The following is a 17,169-nucleotide window of genomic DNA, read 5'->3' as shown; positions in this document are numbered from 1 at the left end:
AGGCCCGCGTGGGCCACCGATAGCGACGAACGGCGTTCCGGCCAAGCCGGGGCCGTTCCCCTCGGTCTACTGGCGCACCCACATCACCCGGGCCATCCAGGCAACCTCGCCGAGATTCAGGGTCCGGTCCTCGTGCTCCGGGTTGAGCGAGGCCAGCTCGACGGTGCGGGCGGTGCGCCGCTTCAGTTCCTTGGCGAGGACTTCGCCCCCGTGCAGCCGGACCACGACGCGATCGCCCTTGCGGACGCTCGCCGTCGGCGACACGATCAGCACGTCGCCGTCCCGGAACAGCGGCAGCATGGAATCGCCCTGGATCTCCAACGCGAAGGCCCGCTCCTCGCCGAGGTCCGGAAACTCGATCTCCTCCCAGCCCGCGCCGCCCGTGGGCATGCCCTCGTCGTTGAACAGCCGGCCCGCGCCCGCCTGCGTCAGGCCGATCAGCGGCACCATGGTCCGGGCGGGGATCTCGCGGGCCTCGATCAGCCGCAGGAACTCGTCCAGGCTGGACCCGGTCGCTGCCAGCACCTTCGACACCGATTCCGTGGAGGGCCAGCGCTTGCGTCCGTCGGCGCCGACGCGCTTCGAGCGGTTGAAGCTGGTCGCGTCCAGTCCGGCGCGCCGGGCGAGTCCGGAGGCCGAGTAGCCGTGGCGTTCGGCGAGCCGGTCGATGGCGTTCCAGATCTGCTCGTGCGACAGCATGTCGGACTCGGAGGCTCACCCTGAGCGGGCCGGGACCCCTCCCGCAGCCGTCGACCGGCTGCCTCGGAGGTACGGAGACGATCTTCCCGCCGGGCACGACCAGCACCCGGGTACGCGCGGATTTACCAGACGCGGCACCGTCCGCATCTGGCCTCTTGCTTCAGGCGCGGCTCTATGACGCTCATCCTCGTCGTAGGAAAGTAGAACTACGGTGCAGAGAATGCAATCGCTCATCGAAATCGGCGCAGTGTCGGTCGGCGCGCGCGATGGCCGCCGCCCCGCGGCATCCCTATCGACGCGTCGGGTCTGAGGGAGCCTCCATGCCGATCATCTACAAGATCTGCCCGCGGGCGCTGTGGCGGGAGGCGGAGGCCGCGGGCGGTTTCGCCGGCGCGCCGATCGACCGCCAGGACGGCTTCATCCACTTCTCCACCGCGGCTCAGGTCGCCGAGACGGCCGCGCGCCATTTCGGCGGACAGGCCGACCTGCTGCTGATCGCGGTCGAAGCCGATCGGCTGGGCGCCGGCCTGCGCTACGAGCCCTCGCGGGGCGGGGACCTGTTCCCGCATCTCTACGGCGTGCTGCCGCTCGACGCGGTGACGGCGGTGGACGACCTGCCGCTGGGCGAGGACGGTCGCCACATCCTCCCGGCGGGGCTCCCGCCGGCATGATCGACCTCGCCTTCCCGCTTGTGCGGCCACTCCTCCACCGGCTCGATGCCGAGCGCGCCCACGACCTGACGCTGCGCGCGCTGGCGCTGATGCCCCCGAGGGAAGTCCCGGCGGACGATCCGCGTCTCGGCGTCGACCTGCTCGGCCGGCGCTTTCCGAACCCGGTGGGCCTCGCGGCGGGCTTCGACAAGGGCGCGCGCGTCCCGGACGCGCTCCTGAGCCTGGGCTTCGGCTTCGTCGAGGTCGGCGGGGTCGTGCCGCGACCGCAGCCCGGCAACCCGCGGCCGCGGGTGTTCCGCCTCGCCGCCGACCGGGCGGTGATCAACCGTTACGGTCTCAACAGCGAGGGGCTGGCGGTGGTGGCCGGGCGGCTTCGCGCCCGGGCCGGCCGGCCCGGTCTCGTGGGCGTCAACATCGGCGCGAACAAGGACGCCTCCGACCGGCTCGCCGACTACGCCGCCTGCACGGCGGCGCTGGCGCCGCTGGTCGATTTCGTCACCGTCAACGTCTCGTCGCCCAACACCCCGGGCCTGCGCGACCTCCAGGGCGAGGCCTTCCTCGACGAACTGCTGGCCCGGACGGTCGAGGCCCGCGACGCCTCCGGCGCCCGGGCGGCGATCCTCCTGAAGATCGCCCCCGACATGGCGCTCGACGCCCTCGACGCGGTCTGCGCCACGGCTCAGCGCCGCGGCGTTCAGGCCCTCGTCGTCTCCAACACCACGGTGGCGCGGCCGGCGAGCCTCGTCGAGCAGGCACTCGCCCGGGAGACCGGCGGACTCTCCGGCCGGCCGCTCTTCGGCCCGGCGACCCGGATGCTCGCCCAGACGCGCCTGCGGGTCGGGGATGCGATGCCGCTCATCGGCGTCGGGGGCGTGGATTCGGCGGACGCCGCCTGGACCAAGATCCTGGCCGGGGCGAGCCTGGTGCAGCTCTACTCGGCCCTCGTCTACGACGGGCCCGGATTGGTCGGGCGCATCAAGGCGGGCCTGCTCGTGCGGATGGAGCGGGCGGGCGTCGCCAGCCTGCGCGACGCGGTCGGCCGGGACGCCGCCGCGCTGGCCAAGTCCGCGTGACCGGCCCGCGGGTCAGTTTAGAAAGACTTTGCGGAGCCGGAGCTTAGCCTGTGTGCCGCGCATGAGGGGCCTGCGCGCGCACGCCGTTGTGAGCGCGGGCCGGAGGCGCTTATCTCGCGTCTGCGAGACCGCTCGCATCAGCCAATCCAGGACGGTTCATGGCCCAGTCTGAAGGGTCTTCCAAGCGCTCATCCGCGGCCGGCGGCTGGGGCGCTCTGAAGAGCTGCGGCAAGCACCTGCTCGGCAGCCGCGCACCGCTCAGCGGCGCCCGGGCCCTGCTGAAGGCCAACCAGCCCGACGGGTTCGATTGTCCCGGCTGCGCCTGGGGCGACCCGGAGCACGGCTCGTCCTTCGAATTCTGCGAGAACGGCGTGAAGGCGGTCGCCTGGGAGGCCACCGACAAGCGCACGCCGCCGTCGTTCTTCGCCCGCCACACGCTCACCGAGCTGAGGGGCTGGAGCGACTATGCCCTGGAGGGCGAGGGCCGCCTGACGCACCCGTTGCGCTACGACGCGGCGAGCGACCGCTACCGGCCGGTGAGCTGGGACGAGGCCTTCGCGGAGATCGGCGCGACCCTGCGCGGGCTCGATCGTCCGGATCAGGCCGAATTCTACACCTCCGGCCGCGCCTCGAACGAGGCGGCCTACCTGTATCAGCTGTTCGCCCGGGCCTACGGGACCAACAACTTTCCCGACTGCTCGAACATGTGCCACGAGGCGAGCGGCGTCGCCCTCATCGAGGCGATCGGCATCGGCAAGGGCACGGTCCTCCTGGAGGATTTCGAGAAGGCGGACGCGATCTTCTGCGTCGGCCAGAACCCCGGGACCAACCATCCGCGCATGCTCGGCGACCTGCGCCGGGCGGCCGAGCGCGGCGCGGAGGTCGTGGTGCTGAACCCGGTGCGCGAGCGCGGGCTGGAGCGCTTCGCCGATCCGCAGAACACCGTGGAGATGCTGCGCGGTTCGAGCCGCCCGATCGCCAGCCATTACCTCCAGCCGCGTTCGGGTGGCGACATGGCGGCCTTCCGGGGCATCGCCAAGATCGTGTTCGCCCGGGACGCGGAGGCGCTGGCGGCGGGCCGGCCCTCGCTCCTCGATCGCGCCTTCCTGGACCACCACACCGCCGGGCTCGACGCCTATCGGGCGGCGGTCGAGGCGACCACCTGGGAGGCGATCCTCGACCAGTCCGGCCTCACGATGGACGAGATCGCCGCCATGGCGGACGTCTATCTCGGGGCGCAGCGGGTCATCGCCACCTGGGCGATGGGCGTGACCCAGCACCGCCACTCCGTGGCGACGATCCGGGAGATCGCCAACCTGCTGTTCCTGCGCGGCCATATCGGCCGCCCGGGCGCGGGCCTCTGTCCGGTGCGCGGCCATTCCAACGTGCAGGGCGACCGGACGGTCGGCATCAACGAGCGCCCCGCCGCCGCCTTCCTGGACGCCCTGGAACAACATTTCGGCCTCGCCATGCCGCGCCGGCACGGCCACAACGTGCTCGCGGCGATCCGCGCCATGCGGGACGGCCGGGCCAAGGCGTTCATCGGGCTCGGCGGCAACTTCCTGCGGGCGACGCCCGACACCCCGGTCGTCGCGCGGGCCCTCGCGGCCTGTCGGCTCACGGTGCACATCGCCACGAAGCTCAACCACGCCCACCTGGTGCCCGGCGCAATCGGCTACCTGCTGCCCTGCCTCGGCCGCACCGAGATCGACCGGAACGCAGAGGGCAAGGTCCAGATCGTGACCGTCGAGGATTCGATGAGCATGGTTCACGGCTCCGGCGGCATCAACAAGCCCGCCTCGCCGGAGCTGCGCTCCGAGATCGCCATCATCGCCGGTATCGCCGCGGCGACGGTCGGCACCGCGGCCATCGACTGGGACGGCTTCGCCGCGGATCACGACCGGATCCGCGAGGCGATCGCCGCGACGATCCCGGGATTTTCCGGCTACAACACCCGGGTGCGCCGGCCGCGCGGCTTCATGCTGCGCAACCTCGCGGCCGAGCGGGTGTTCGAGACCGCCACGGGCCGCGCCAACTTCTCCGCCGACGCCCTGCCGGCCGAGACCGAGCACCAGGCGGCCCGAAGGACCGACGACACCTTCGTGCTCCAGACGTTCCGGAGTCACGACCAGTACAACACCACGATCTACGGCCTGGATGACCGCTACCGCGGCGTCTACGGCGAGCGCCGGGTGCTCTTCGCCCATCCCGACGACCTCGCGGCCATCCGGGATCGGCTCGGCGAGCGCGTCGACATCGTCGGCACGCACGACGACGGCATCAGCCGCCGGGCGGAGGATTTCCGCCTCGTGCCGTTCGACATGCCCCGCGGGGCGCTCGCCGGTTACTACCCGGAGCTGAACGTGTTGGTCCCGCTCTCCACCTTCGGCGAGGGGAGCGACACGCCGACCTCCAAGTCGGTGCTGGTGACCCTGCAGGCGCGCACGGCGGCGTGAGTACGGCGCCCGACGCGGCGGCGTTCGTCGCCGCGCTCGACCGGGTGGCGGCCGCCCATCCGGGCCTCGATCCCCTGGAAGCTGCGCTGCTCGCGGCGCTGGATCTCGGCCTGCCGGGCGACAGCCGCGCCTTCGCGCGGACGTTCGGCTTGGAGCACGCCCTGGTCCTGCGGGCGCTGGCCGGGCTCGCGGAGGCCGGGCACATCGCCGTCCTGTCGCGCGACGCGCGCACCCAGCGGACGCGGTACGCGATGCCGGATGCCGTCACCCCCGTCGTCACTGTGTGATCGGGGCGGTGTGACACCGCAGAGCGCCGCGCTCCCGGACGGCGTCGCTCGGCGCCGAGCGACGGCAGCGCGCCGTCCGGGCAACCGGTGGATCAGAATCCCTTCGCCCTGATCGCCTCGGCCCATGTGACCGCCCGGCGGTTCACGCCGAGGTGCTGCCGCTCGTAGAGCCGGCCCTCCAGCTTGATCGCGCCCCGCTTGGCGTATTCCGGGCGCTCGAACGCCTCGATGACCAGCTTGGCCCGGCGCACCTCCTCGTCGGTGGGCGCGAACGAGGAATTGGCCGGTTCGAGCTGCGTGGGGTGGATCAGCGTCTTGCCGTCGAAGCCGAGGTCGCGCGCCTGCCGGCACTCCTCCCGGCAGCCCTCCGTGTCGGCGATGTCGTTGTAGACGCCGTCGAGGATGGCCAGGCCCTCGGCCCGGGCCGCGGCGAGCGCCATCATCATCCAGGGCAGCATCGGCACGCGCCCGGGTACGATCTTCGCCCAGGTGTCCTTGGCCAGATCGTTGGTGCCCAGGACCAGGCAGGTCAGACGGTTGCGCGGGTCGCGCCGCGCCTTGGCGATCTCCTGGATGTTGAGGATCGAGGCCGGCGTCTCGATCATCGCCCAGACGGCGATATCCTCCGGGGCGTCGAGCGATTCCAGCCGGTCGGCGATGCTCTCCAGCACGGCCGAGGAGGAGACCTTCGGCATCAGGATCGCGTCGGGCTTGGCCTGGATCGCCGCGTAGAGATCCGCCTCCCCCCAGGGCGTCTGTGGTGCGTTGACCCGGATGACCAGCTCGCGGCTGCCATAGGCGCCGCTGGTGACCGCCGCGCAGACCTGCTCCCGGGCGATCTCCTTCTCCTCCGGCCCGACCGCGTCCTCCAGGTCGAGGATGATGCTGTCGACCGGGAGCGTCTTGGCCTTGTCGAGCGCCCGCTGGTTCGAACCGGGCATGTAGAGCACGCTCCGGCGCAGTCGGAGGTCCATCATCGTGGCCACGGCTTTCTCCCTCGTGCGGCCGCCGGGCGGCCCGCCGTCGTTGCGGTGCACCCTAACGCAGGCGGCCACGTAAGCCACGCCGGCGTATCGCGTTCCTGAGAATCCGCGCGGTTTTTGTGACCGCTCCGAGGCGGACTTGGGGTCGTCGCGATTTGGTCACGTTCTCCCGATTGAAGGCCGGTCAATTCTGTTTTTCGTTTTGGATTGACGTCATGCGCAAAGTCTTGGCCGCCCTCGTCTTGACGGCCGCGCTCGCCGCGCCCGGCGCCGCCGTGGCGCAGAGCCGGGCGACCCTGGGTGTGGGGTCCGGTGCCGTGGCAGGCGCCCTGGTGGGCGGCCCGATCGGCGCGGTCGCGGGTGCGGTGGTCGGCGGTCTCGTGGGCAATTCGACCGAGCGCGGACGCCGCCATGCTAGGCGGGGACGGCGCTACCGCTCCGTCGCCGTCCGGCGCCCGCTTCCGCGCCGCGCGGAGGCGGACATGCCCCGCGCGGCACCGGTTGTCGCCCAGGCGGCGCCGGCGCCCGTGGCGACGGGCTGGAAGGACCCACGATAGGGCGTCGTCCGGCATAGCCGGATCCCGGAAGACGGCCCCTCGCGGTGCCGTTACGGCCTCGTCCCGCGCCGAACCGGCATCCCGGGTCGGATCCGCGCCTCAGCGCGTCGCGGCGGCGGTCGTCGGAGCCGCGTCCGGGAAGGTCCCGCGGAGGAGTCCCGGGAAGGCGATCGCCTGACCGACGCCGCGGGCGCCGAGGAAGCCCACGAAGGCGAGCCACAATCCGGTGTTGCCGAGTCCCAGACCCTGGACGATGGCGAGGAACGCCCCGTAGGCGGCGAGCGCGCACAACATCAGGTTGCGCATCGCCCGCGTCCAGGTCGCGCCGATATAGATCCCGTCATACGCGAAGGGCGCGGCGGCGGCGAGCGGCGCCAGGGCGGCGAGTGGCAGGTAGGTGCGGGCGGCCTCGCGAACCGGCCCGTTCGTCGTGACGAAGTCGATGAAGCCCTGGCCGCCGGCGAAGGACAGCAGGCTGACGCCGACCCCGAAGCCCAGGCACCAGCGCAGGCTCAGCCCGGAGGCCGCCCGGAACGCCTCGGGATCCCGGGCGCCGACCGCCTGGCCGCACAGGGTCTCGGCTGCCGTGGCGAAGCCGTCCAGGAAGAAGCCGCCGATCAGGAAGAGATTCCACAGGACCGAGTTGGCCGCCAGCACCACGTCGCCCTGCCGGGCGCCGAGCGCCGAGAACAGGACGATGCCGGTGATCAGCGCGAGCGTCCGCAGGATCACGTCGACGTTGACCTGCAGCGTCCTGCGGATCGCCGCGGCGTCGCGCAGGGCGTGCAGCGGGACCCGGAAAGGGCGTGAGCCCAGACGCGCCAGCACGACGAGCCCGAGCCCGAGCCCGAACGCCTCCGCGCACAGGGTCGCCAGCGCCGCGCCGGCGAGCCCGAGGCCGAGACCGAGGACCAGCAGGAGCGTCAGCCCGATGTTGATCAGGTTGATCGCCACCTGGAGCAGCAGGCCGAGATCGGTCCGCCCGCGTCCCAGCACCGAGCCGAGCACGCCGTAGCTCGCCAGCACGAAGGGGGCGGACAGGATGCGGATGTGGAAGTAGGTCGCCAGGCCTCCGGTCACGGCGTCGCTCGCCCCGCTGATCGCGAAGGCGATCCGCGCGATCGGCCACTGGAGCACGACGAGGGCGAGGCCGATCCCGGCGCCCGCCGTCAGGGTCCGGGCCAGGATGCGGTCGATCTCCGCGCCGTCCCGGGCGCCGAACGCCTGCGCGGTCAGCCCCGCGGTCGCCATGCGCAGGGTGCCGAAGGACCAGAAGATCGCATCGAAAATCACGGCGCCGAGGGCGATAGCGCCGAGCAGGGCCGCGTCGCCGAGACGGCCGATCACCGCCGCGCCGACGAAGCCGAGCATCGGCGTCGTCACGTTGGCGAGGGTCATCGGCAGGGCCAGCGCCAGGACGCGGCGATGCGTCGGGCGGCCCGGGCTGGCGAGGATGGTGGTCATGCCGCGACCCGAGCGGACGCGAACCGGTCGAGCTCCCGCCCGGCGGCGCAAGTCAGCGGGCGACCGCGAACAGGCGGGCGATCAGCCAGAGCGGCACGACCACGATCGCTCCGGCGACGATCCAACCGCCGAAATCGTGCAGCGAGGCGAGGCCGACGTCCAGCAGCGCCCGCGCCGAATCGTAGAGGTGCCAGAACAGGCGGCCCGGCGTCAGGCCGAGCATCGACAGGAAGGCGCCGACCAGCACCGACAGGAACAGCAGGCGCAGGAACACGCCCGTGGGCGAGCCGCCGAGAAAGCGGCGCAGCGCCGAATCGCCTGTGCGGGGCGGCTCAGCCCCGTAGGCGCCGTCCGGCGGTGCGCCGTGCCGGCGCCGGTCGTGATCGACGAGCATCGCATCCTCTGAGAATCCCCGGGTTCCGGATCGGCGACGAAGCGGGCGGAACCGTGGCCGGCACACCACACCGCGACGAAACCGGAGGGCCGATCGAGCGTTGGCGGGTTTCTACCGCGAACCCGAGATGGCAAGCGGCATCGGTCCCGCCAAGATGTGGGGACTGGTGATAGGTTGAGCGTCGCGCGAAACACCCTCTGCGCAGTCGTCGCCGATGGGAGAGCTCTCGGAAGACCGGGACGTTCGTGAGAGGCTCTGTGTGCCGACGGGATCAAACGCACGATGATCGACCACGCCCTGTTCGACCCGGCGACGATCGATCCCGAGACGCTCCGGCTCAACGCCGAGATCGTCGCGGCCTACGCCGCCCTGCCCGATCCCTGGTCGCTGTCGATCGCGGAGGTGCGCGAGCGCCGCCGCGCCGGCACCAAGGCGGCCCCCGCGATGCGGCACAGCGCCCGGGCCGAGTGGCTGACGATCGACGGCCCCGGCGGGCCGCTCAGGCTCCGCGTCATCCGGCCGAAGCCCGGCACCAAACTGCGCGGCGCCTACCTGCACATCCACCGCGGCGGCTGGGTCTGGGGCTCGGCCGACGAGCAGGATCCCTGGCTGGAGCGCATCGCCGATGCCTGCGGCTTCGTGGCGATCTCGGTGGAGTACCGGCTCGCGCCCGAGAACCCCTATCCGGCGGCCCTCCTCGACTGCGAGGCGGCGGCCCTGTGGCTCGCCGGTCCCGGCAAGGCCGAATTCGGCGTCCACGCCCTGACCATCGGCGGTGAATCGGTCGGCGCCCACCTCGCCGTGATGGTGCTGCTGCGCCTGCGCGACCAGCACAACCTGCCGCGGGCCTTCCGGGGCGCCAACCTCAACGCGGGCTTCTTCGACCTCGGCCTGACCCCGTCGGTGCGGAACTGGGGCGAGGAGCGGCTGGTCGTCAACACCCGCGACCTCACGCACTTCGCCGACGGCTACGTCCGCGAGGGGATCGACCGGCGCCGGCCGGACGTGTCGCCGATCTACGCCGAGCTGAAGGGTCTGCCCCCGGCGCTGTTCACGATCGGGACCGCGGACCCGTTGCTGGACGACACGCTGTACATGTCGGCGCGCTGGGCCGCGGCGGGCAACGGCGGCCACACGGCGATCTATCCCGGCGGCTGCCACGTCTTCGTCCGCTATCCGAGCCCGATGAGCGAGCAGGCGCTGGAGCTGATCGACCGCTTCCTGATGGCGCTCGCCTGAGCGATCCGGCGGAGATCCTGCCCAAGACTCTGCCGGACCGGTTCCAGGCCTGGTTCGCCGCGCGCGGCTGGGTGCCGAGGCAGCACCAGCTCGACCTCCTGCGGATCGCGGGCGCCGGCCGCTCGGCCCTGCTGGTGGCACCGACCGGCGCCGGCAAGACGCTCGCGGGATTCCTGCCGAGCCTCGTCGCCCTCTCGGAGCGCGGGGCGCAGCCGCTGAAGCCCAAGGGTCCGCACACCCTGTACGTCTCGCCGCTCAAGGCGCTGGCGGTCGACATCGCCCGCAACCTCGACGCACCCATCGCCGAGATGGCGCTGCCGGTGCGCGTCGAGACCCGAACCGGCGATACGCCGGCCCACAAGCGCACCCGCCAGATCAGCCGGCCGCCCGATATCCTGCTGACCACGCCCGAGCAGCTGGCGCTGCTGATCGCCCATCGCGAGGCGTCGGCGTTCTTCTCCGGCCTGCGCTGCGTGATCCTGGACGAGCTGCACGCCCTGGTGACGTCGAAGCGCGGCGATCTCCTGGCGCTGGCGCTGGCGCGGCTGCACCGGCTGAGCCCGGGGCTGGCGGCGATCGGGCTGTCGGCGACCGTGCGCGAGCCGGACGAATTGCGGAAATACCTGGTGCCGCAGGGACCGCTTCCCCCTCCCCCCTCTGTGGGGGAGGGTGGCCCCCAGAGGGGGGAGGGAGAGGGGCAGCGCGACGCTGCGGGTTTCGGCTCCCGGCGCGATCTGTCCGGACGCGTCGCTTCCCTCTCCCGACCCCTTCTGACGCAGGGGCCACCCGCTCCCGCCGAGGGAGGAGGGAGCAAACCGCCCATGGCCGACCTCGTCACCGTTTCCGGCGGCGCGAGGGCGGATCTGCGCATGCTCGACCTCGGCCGGGCCCTGCCGCTCTCCGGCCACACCGCCTGGCACTCCATGCCGGCGATCTACGATCTGATCCGCCAGCACCGGACGACGCTGGTCTTCGTCAACACCCGCCTCCAGGCCGAGTACACGTTCCAGGAGCTGTGGCGCCTCAACGACGACGGGCTGCCGATCGCCATCCACCACGGCTCCCTGGACGCGCAGCAGCGCCGCCGGGTCGAGGCCGCCATGGCGGCCGGCCAGCTGCGGGCGATCGTCTGCACCGCCACCCTCGACCTCGGCATCGACTGGGGCGACGTCGACCTCGTGGTCAATGTCGGCGCGCCCAAGGGCGCCAGCCGGATCATGCAGCGCATCGGCCGCGCCAACCACCGCATGGACGAGCCCTCGAAGGCCTATCTGGTCCCGGGCAACCGGTTCGAGATGCTGGAGTGCCAGGCCGCCCTCGACGCCGTCGAGGAGGCCGCGCAGGACACGCCGGACGCCCGGCTCGGCGCCCTCGACGTGCTCGCCCAGCACGTGCTCGGCATGGCCTGCGCCGACGCCTTCGACCCGCTCGACCTCTACGACGAGATCGTCTCCGCCACGCCCTATGCGGACCTCTCCTGGGAATCCTTCGAGCAGGTGGTCGACTACGTGGCCACCGGCGGCTACGCGCTGCGCGCCTACGAGCGCTTCGCCAAGATCCTGCGCGGGCCGGACGGGCTGTGGCGGGTGCGCGACGCCCGGACCGCGCAGGCCTACCGGATGAATGTCGGCACCATCGTCGAGGCCGCGCGGGTGCGGGTGCGGCTCGGCCGGTCGTTGCGGGGCAAGCCCGGCACCGTGCTGCCGAAGAGCGGGCGGGTCCTCGGCGAGATCGAGGACGAGTTCGCCGAGACCCTGACGGTGGGCGACACTTTCCTGTTCGCCGGCGAGACCCTGCGGTTCGAGGGGCTGGCCGAGGACGAATGCCTCGTCACCCGCGCGCCGCCCGGGACCGATCCGGCGATCCCGTCCTACGCGGGCGCGAAGTTTCCGCTCTCGACCTTCCTGGCCGCCCGGGTCCGGGCGCTGATCGCCGACCCGTTCGCGTGGGACCGCCTGCCCGACCAGATCGGCGAATACCTGCTCCAGCAGCGCCGGCGCTCGGTCGTGCCGGGGGAGCGCGACCTGCTGGTCGAGACCTTTCCCCGGGGCAAGCGCCACTACCTGACCGCCTTCCCGTTCGAGGGCCGCCTCGCCCATCAGACGCTCGGCATGCTGCTCACCCGCCGGCTGGAGCGCGCAGGCCTTCGGCCGCTCGGCTTCGCGGCCAACGATTACGGCATCGCGATCTGGACGACCCGCGACGTCTCCGAGCGCGCCGCCCTCGACCCGGACTTCATCGCGGACCTGTTCGCCGTCGACATGCTGGGCGACGACCTGGAGGCGTGGCTCGACGAGTCGGCGATGATGAAGCGCACCTTCCGGCAATGCGCGGTGATCGCCGGGCTGATCGAGCGCCATCATCCGGGCCTCAAGAAGTCCGGCCGGCAGGTCACGATCTCCACCGACCTCATCTACGACGTGCTGCGCAAGCACCAGCCCGACCACCTGCTGCTGCGGGCCGCGCGGCAGGATGCGGCAACCGGACTCCTCGACGTGAGGCGCCTCGGCATGATGCTAGAGCGCATCCGGGGGCGAATCATCCACAGGTCCCTCGACCGGGTCTCGCCGCTCTCCGTATCCGTCATGCTCGAGATCGGGCGCGAGCGGGTCTACGGCGAGGGCGCCGACGAGATCCTGGCCGAGGCCGAGGCGGAGCTTCTTCAAGAGGCCCTGTCCTGACCGCCGATCCGCCCTCCCCCTATGAGACCGAGGATGCGATCTTGGCGGCCGGCCTGAGACTCGAGAAGACTCACAAGCACCCCACCCTGCTGCTCGCGGGCGAAACCCTGGTGCTGGACCTCTGCGGCGGCCTCTGGCTCCCGGCCCACCGGACGCTGATCGTGTCCGACCTCCACTTGGAGAAGGGGTCCTCCTACGCGGCGCGCACCGGCCAGTTCCTGCCGCCCTACGACACCCGCGAGACGCTGGCCTGCCTCCACGAGGCGGTGGTGCGCCACGATCCCGCCCGGGTGGTCGCGCTCGGGGATTCCTTCCACGACGCCAGGGGGCCGGAGCGCATGGAGCCGGGCGACCGGGCCATGGTGGCGGCGCTCCAGCAGGGCCGGGACTGGGTCTGGATCGCCGGCAACCACGATGCCGCCGTGAACGAAGGCGTCGGCGGTCGCTACGCCGACGCGCTGACCCTCGGCGGTCTGGTGCTGCGCCACGAGCCGAGCCCCGGCGACGCGCCCGGCGAGATCGCCGGCCATCTCCACCCCTGCGGCAAGGTCGCGATGCGCGGCCGCGCGGTGCGGCGCCGCTGCTTCGTCACCGACGGCACGCGCGTGGTGATGCCGGCCTTCGGTGCCTATGCGGGCGGTCTCAATGTCCGCGACAAGGCCGTGGAGGGCCTGTTCCGGAACGGCTTCACCGCCCACCTCCTGGGCGACGGGCGGGTCTTCGCCATCGGTCGCGGGCAGCTCGCCCGGGACTGAGCGCGGCCCGGCTCAGGCCGTCTTCATGAACCGCATCACGCTGTCGGACAGGCTCGACGAGTGCGCGGCGAGGTCGTCGGCGATGCCGCGCACCGATTCGGCGAGCTGGCCGGTGGCGTTGGCCGCCTCGGAGACGCCGCCGATGTTGCCCGACATCTCGTGGGTCGAGACGGCCTGCTCCTCGACGGCGCTCGCCATCGCCAGGGTCAGCTTCGACAGCTCGCCGACCGCCGCGGTGATCATCTCGATGGCGCCGACCGCCTCGCCGGTGGCGCTCTGGATGGCCGAGACCTGCTGGGTGATCTCGCCGGTGGCCTTGGCGGTCTGCTCGGCGAGGGCCTTGACCTCGCTGGCCACCACCGCGAAACCGCGGCCGGCCGCGCCCGCGCGGGCCGCCTCGATCGTCGCGTTCAGCGCCAGCAGGTTGGTCTGATCGGCGATCATCTTGATCATGCCCACCACGGCGTCGACCTTGCGGGCGTTCTCGGCCAATTGCCGCATCGTCGCGTCCGTGGTCTCGGTCTGGGTGGCGATCTGCTGCGCCCGCTCGGACACCCGGCCGACCTGCCCGGAAATTTCCTGGATCGCGTGGTTCATCTGGTCGGAATTGGCCGCCACCGACGACGCCTTCTGCCGGGCGGAGCCGGCCGACTGGGTCAGCCCCTCGGCCGAACGCTGCATCTGCTGGATTGCCGATCCCACCGCTTCGACCACGTGGGTGACCTCGGAGGCCATGTTCACCTGCGCGGACACCACCGCCCAGGTCAGCATCGGACCGATGCAATTCCCGTCCGGGTCGTTGACCGCCGTGACCTGCAGGTCGAGCGTCTCTGGCCCGAGCTTGATGTTGGTCCGGTGCGGCAGGCGGCTCGCATCGGCCAGCATCGAGCGCTGGTGATGCGGGTTCTCGTGGAACACGTCGAAGGAGTGCTCCAGCATCTCGTCGACCTTGATCGGGAGATATTGTTCCAACGGCGCGAGGGTCTTGCGAGAGGTCGCGTTCAGGTAGTCGATCCGAAAATCGTCGCGCGGGTCGGCGGTCATCACGGCGACCGGCATGTTGTCGATCATCGACTTCAGACGGTCGATCTGGTTCTTTTTCACCGAAATGTCCGTCGCAAACTTGACGACCTTCACCGGCCTGCCGTCCGCGTCCAGGATCGGGTTGTAGCTCGCCTCGAGCCAGACGCGTTCCCCGTCTCTGTCGAGCCGGAGAAACTCTCCGGTGAGGTACTGGCCGCTCCTCAGCTTGTGCCAGAAGTCCGCGTAGCGTTCCGACTTGGCCTCGGTGTCCTCGACGAGGATGCGATGCGGCTGGCCGACGAGCTCGCCGAGCGAATACTTCATCGCCTTCAGAAAGTTCTCGTTGGCGTGAATGACGCGCCCGTCCATCGAGAACTCGATGACGGCCAGTGATCGGTTCAGGGCGTCGATCTTGGCGTCCGAATCGCTATAGGACTTACGCTTGAACATGTCCGAATCCGGTCTCTTGCATAGGAATGCAAACCAGCTTCTCCTTAATGTGAACTTAAAACCGGCGATCAGACTCAGATAACGAAATCATTGCATATGAATATGCGAATCAAGATCAATTCATACAATTTTACATTTGTAGCTAGATCTGGATATAAATAAATCGAAGTGCCGGTTCGGCAACAGACTTCCATTGATAGTGTTGCATCAAAACCATCCCCGCATCCGAAAATAGAGTATCGGCGCGAGTGCGCTGAGAAGGATGAGGGCGAGGGCGTAGGGGTAGCCGTAGGCCCAATCAAGCTCCGGCATGTGCTTGAAATTCATGCCGTACATGGATGCGATCAGGGTCGGAGGCACGCCCACCACCGACACGACCGTGAGCACGCGGAAGACGTTGTTCTGCTCGATGTTGATCAGGCCGAGCGCCGCGTCCAGGAGGAACTGGACGTTCTCGGCCAGCCGGGTCTCGAATTCGTCGAGGGATTCGATGTCCCGCTTGATCGTCTCGAAGCGGCCGTCCTCCGGCAGCCCCAATCCGTCGCAGGCGGCGGAGACGAACGGCACGATCCGCTCCAGGCCCAGCAGGCTCGCGCGGATCTTGCCCAGCACCTTCCCGCGATTGCTGATCCCGCGCAGGATCCGGCGCAGCGCGAGGTCGCGGCGGCGGGGCGGCGGGCTCTCGAGCCGGCGGCGGTCGGCACCGCGCACGTCGAAGTCGAAGATCCGGGTCGAGAGCGAATCGAGTTCCGTCGCCATGTCCTCCAGCGAGTCCGCGAGGCTGTCGACCAGCTCCTCCAGGACGACGACGAAGACCTCGCTCGGGGTCGTGCTGCCGTCGCCCTCCGAGATCCGCTTCGCCGAGGACTCGAAGGCCCGCAAGTCATGGAAGCGGATGGTGACGAGGTGATCCTTCGTCAGCAGGAAGCCCAGCGGCTTCAGCTGCGACGCGCTCTGCTCGAAGGTGATCATCGGGGTGGAGAGCGAGAGGCCGCCCTTCACCCGGCGGAGGCGGCTCGACGTCTCGACCTCCGACAGGGCCGCCCGGGACGGCACCCGCAGGCCCGTGGCCCGCTCGACGGCGTCCGCCTCCTCGGAACTCGGATCGTTCAGGTCGAGCCAGACGGCGTCTCCGGCGATGGGGCTGCCGGGTTGCAGCGCCACCGGGCCTTCGGGTCCGTGCAGGCTCAGCATGAGAGCGCGTTATCCAAGAGAGGAAAAGGGGGCGCCGCCGCGTCATCGCATCGTCGCGCAGCGGTGCGACAGCCTTGACTCGGAAACGGTCCGGGCCTATCTCGCCGCCGTCTTTGGCACTCGCCGAGACAGAGTGCTAACAGTCGAGTTCGCGAGCGGTCCCGCCGGCCGCATCAACGCCAACTCCAGACCTGAAGCAAGAGGGCAGCTCATGAAGTTCCGTCCGCTGCACGACCGCGTGGTCGTCCGTCGCATCGAGAGCGAGGAGAAGACCAAGGGCGGCATCATCATCCCGGACACCGCCAAGGAGAAGCCGCAAGAGGGCGAGATCGTCGCCGTCGGTCCCGGCGCCCGCGACGAGGCCGGACGCGTCAACCCGCTGGACGTGAAGGCCGGCGACCGCGTCCTGTTCGGCAAGTGGTCCGGCACCGAGGTCAAGATCGACGGTCAGGACCTCCTGATCATGAAGGAATCCGACATCATGGGCGTCGTCGCCCTCTGAACGGAATTCCCGCCCCCGCCCTTTGAGGCCGTCCCGGCCTTGGGGTCGTCTCCAACCACATCGAGGTAAACCATGGCAGCGAAAGACGTTCGTTTCTCCGCCGACGCCCGCGATAAGATGCTGCGCGGCGTCGACATCCTCGCCGACGCGGTGAAGGTGACGCTGGGTCCGAAGGGCCGCAACGTCGTGATCGAGAAGAGCTTCGGCGCCCCGCGCATCACCAAGGACGGCGTCACCGTCGCCAAGGAGATCGAGCTCGCCGACAAGTTCGAGAACATGGGCGCCCAGATGGTGCGCGAAGTGGCCTCGAAGACCAACGACATCGCGGGTGACGGCACCACCACCGCCACCGTGCTGGCCCAGGCCATCGTCCGCGAAGGCGCCAAGTACGTCGCCGCCGGCATCAACCCGATGGACCTGAAGCGCGGCATCGACCTCGCCACGGCGGCCGCCGTGAAGGACATCGTCGCCCGCGCCAAGAAGGTCTCGACCTCCGACGAGGTCGCCCAGGTCGGCACGATCTCCGCCAACGGCGACAAGGAGATCGGCGAGATGATCGCCCACGCCATGCAGAAGGTCGGCAACGAGGGCGTGATCACCGTCGAGGAGGCCAAGACCGCCGAGACCGAGCTCGACGTCGTCGAGGGCATGCAGTTCGACCGCGGCTACCTCTCCCCGTACTTCATCACCAACGCGGAGAAGATGGTCGCCGAGCTCGAGGATCCGTACATCCTGATCCAC

At 70.5% G+C, this 17,169-nt stretch carries 16 protein-coding genes; 10 read left to right on the top strand and 6 right to left on the bottom strand.

What is annotated here, in order from left to right; all coding sequences use genetic code 11:
• Window positions 1–66: 66 nt before the first annotated feature.
• Complete coding sequence (locus MKL01_RS19930; protein ID WP_010681988.1) at window positions 67–699, bottom strand: helix-turn-helix transcriptional regulator; 633 nt, start codon at window positions 697–699, stop codon at window positions 67–69.
• A 320-nt stretch (window positions 700–1,019) separates the two neighbouring features.
• Here MKL01_RS19930 and MKL01_RS19925 point away from each other — a divergent pair, with 320 nt between their 5' ends.
• The 4 genes from MKL01_RS19925 to MKL01_RS19910 all read left to right on the top strand — a co-directional run bounded on the left by MKL01_RS19925 (window position 1,020) and on the right by MKL01_RS19910 (window position 5,186).
• Entirely contained in the window at window positions 1,020–1,370 is a 351-nt protein-coding gene (locus tag MKL01_RS19925; RefSeq protein ID WP_243906932.1) for a DUF952 domain-containing protein, read from the top strand.
• On the top strand, window positions 1,367–2,443 hold the full coding sequence (locus tag MKL01_RS19920; protein ID WP_243906931.1) for a quinone-dependent dihydroorotate dehydrogenase: 1,077 nt from the start codon (window positions 1,367–1,369) through the stop codon (window positions 2,441–2,443). The genes MKL01_RS19925 and MKL01_RS19920 overlap by 4 nt, the downstream gene beginning before the upstream one ends.
• A gap of 158 nt (window positions 2,444–2,601) precedes the next feature.
• On the top strand, window positions 2,602–4,899 hold the full coding sequence (locus tag MKL01_RS19915; RefSeq protein WP_243906930.1) for an FdhF/YdeP family oxidoreductase: 2,298 nt from the start codon (window positions 2,602–2,604) through the stop codon (window positions 4,897–4,899).
• Window positions 4,896–5,186, top strand: a complete 291-nt coding sequence (locus MKL01_RS19910) for a hypothetical protein (RefSeq protein WP_243906929.1) — start codon at window positions 4,896–4,898, stop codon at window positions 5,184–5,186. The genes MKL01_RS19915 and MKL01_RS19910 overlap by 4 nt, the downstream gene beginning before the upstream one ends.
• A 92-nt stretch (window positions 5,187–5,278) precedes the next feature.
• Here the strand turns inward: MKL01_RS19910 and MKL01_RS19905 are convergent, their stop codons facing one another.
• Window positions 5,279–6,163, bottom strand: coding sequence for an HpcH/HpaI aldolase/citrate lyase family protein (locus MKL01_RS19905; protein WP_243907001.1), 885 nt, complete (start codon window positions 6,161–6,163; stop codon window positions 5,279–5,281).
• A gap of 221 nt (window positions 6,164–6,384) precedes the next feature.
• Between MKL01_RS19905 and MKL01_RS19900 the strand changes: the two genes are divergently transcribed.
• Complete coding sequence (locus MKL01_RS19900) at window positions 6,385–6,726, top strand: hypothetical protein (RefSeq protein ID WP_243906928.1); 342 nt, start codon at window positions 6,385–6,387, stop codon at window positions 6,724–6,726.
• 99 nt (window positions 6,727–6,825) lie between these two features.
• Here the strand turns inward: MKL01_RS19900 and MKL01_RS19895 are convergent, their stop codons facing one another.
• Together MKL01_RS19895 and MKL01_RS19890 are read right to left on the bottom strand one after the other, a co-directional pair.
• Entirely contained in the window at window positions 6,826–8,190 is a 1,365-nt protein-coding gene (locus MKL01_RS19895) for an MATE family efflux transporter (RefSeq protein WP_243906927.1), read from the bottom strand.
• Window positions 8,191–8,242: 52 nt separating this feature from the next.
• Entirely contained in the window at window positions 8,243–8,584 is a 342-nt protein-coding gene (locus MKL01_RS19890) for a DUF6460 domain-containing protein (RefSeq protein ID WP_243906926.1), read from the bottom strand.
• Between the two features lie 282 nt (window positions 8,585–8,866).
• Here MKL01_RS19890 and MKL01_RS19885 point away from each other — a divergent pair, with 282 nt between their 5' ends.
• Genes MKL01_RS19885 through pdeM form a run of 3 tightly spaced genes read left to right on the top strand, consistent with a single transcriptional unit; the run spans window position 8,867 to window position 13,259 of the window.
• Complete coding sequence (locus MKL01_RS19885; RefSeq protein WP_243906925.1) at window positions 8,867–9,823, top strand: alpha/beta hydrolase; 957 nt, start codon at window positions 8,867–8,869, stop codon at window positions 9,821–9,823.
• A 14-nt stretch (window positions 9,824–9,837) separates the two neighbouring features.
• On the top strand, window positions 9,838–12,504 hold the full coding sequence (locus tag MKL01_RS19880) for a ligase-associated DNA damage response DEXH box helicase (RefSeq protein ID WP_409566292.1): 2,667 nt from the start codon (window positions 9,838–9,840) through the stop codon (window positions 12,502–12,504).
• Window positions 12,505–12,545: 41 nt separating this feature from the next.
• Window positions 12,546–13,259: a ligase-associated DNA damage response endonuclease PdeM gene (gene pdeM / locus MKL01_RS19875; RefSeq protein ID WP_243906924.1), complete on the top strand. Its 714-nt coding sequence runs from the start codon at window positions 12,546–12,548 to the stop codon at window positions 13,257–13,259.
• Window positions 13,260–13,271: 12 nt separating this feature from the next.
• On the opposite strand, the gene MKL01_RS19870 is transcribed toward pdeM, so the two are convergent.
• Window positions 13,272–14,732: a methyl-accepting chemotaxis protein gene (locus MKL01_RS19870; RefSeq protein WP_243906923.1), complete on the bottom strand. Its 1,461-nt coding sequence runs from the start codon at window positions 14,730–14,732 to the stop codon at window positions 13,272–13,274.
• 207 nt (window positions 14,733–14,939) lie between these two features.
• Window positions 14,940–15,926, bottom strand: a complete 987-nt coding sequence (locus tag MKL01_RS19865) for a CorA family divalent cation transporter (protein ID WP_243906922.1) — start codon at window positions 15,924–15,926, stop codon at window positions 14,940–14,942.
• A gap of 211 nt (window positions 15,927–16,137) precedes the next feature.
• Here MKL01_RS19865 and groES point away from each other — a divergent pair, with 211 nt between their 5' ends.
• Window positions 16,138–16,428, top strand: coding sequence for a co-chaperone GroES (gene groES, locus MKL01_RS19860; protein WP_243906921.1), 291 nt, complete (start codon window positions 16,138–16,140; stop codon window positions 16,426–16,428).
• 72 nt (window positions 16,429–16,500) lie between these two features.
• A partial coding sequence (gene groEL / locus MKL01_RS19855) for a chaperonin GroEL (RefSeq protein ID WP_243906920.1) occupies window positions 16,501–17,169 on the top strand: 669 nt, incomplete at its 3' end.

This window comes from Methylobacterium sp. J-070 (assembly GCF_022829385.1).
Classification (GTDB): domain Bacteria; phylum Pseudomonadota; class Alphaproteobacteria; order Rhizobiales; family Beijerinckiaceae; genus Methylobacterium.
This window is presented reverse-complemented; position numbering and strand designations above follow the sequence as displayed.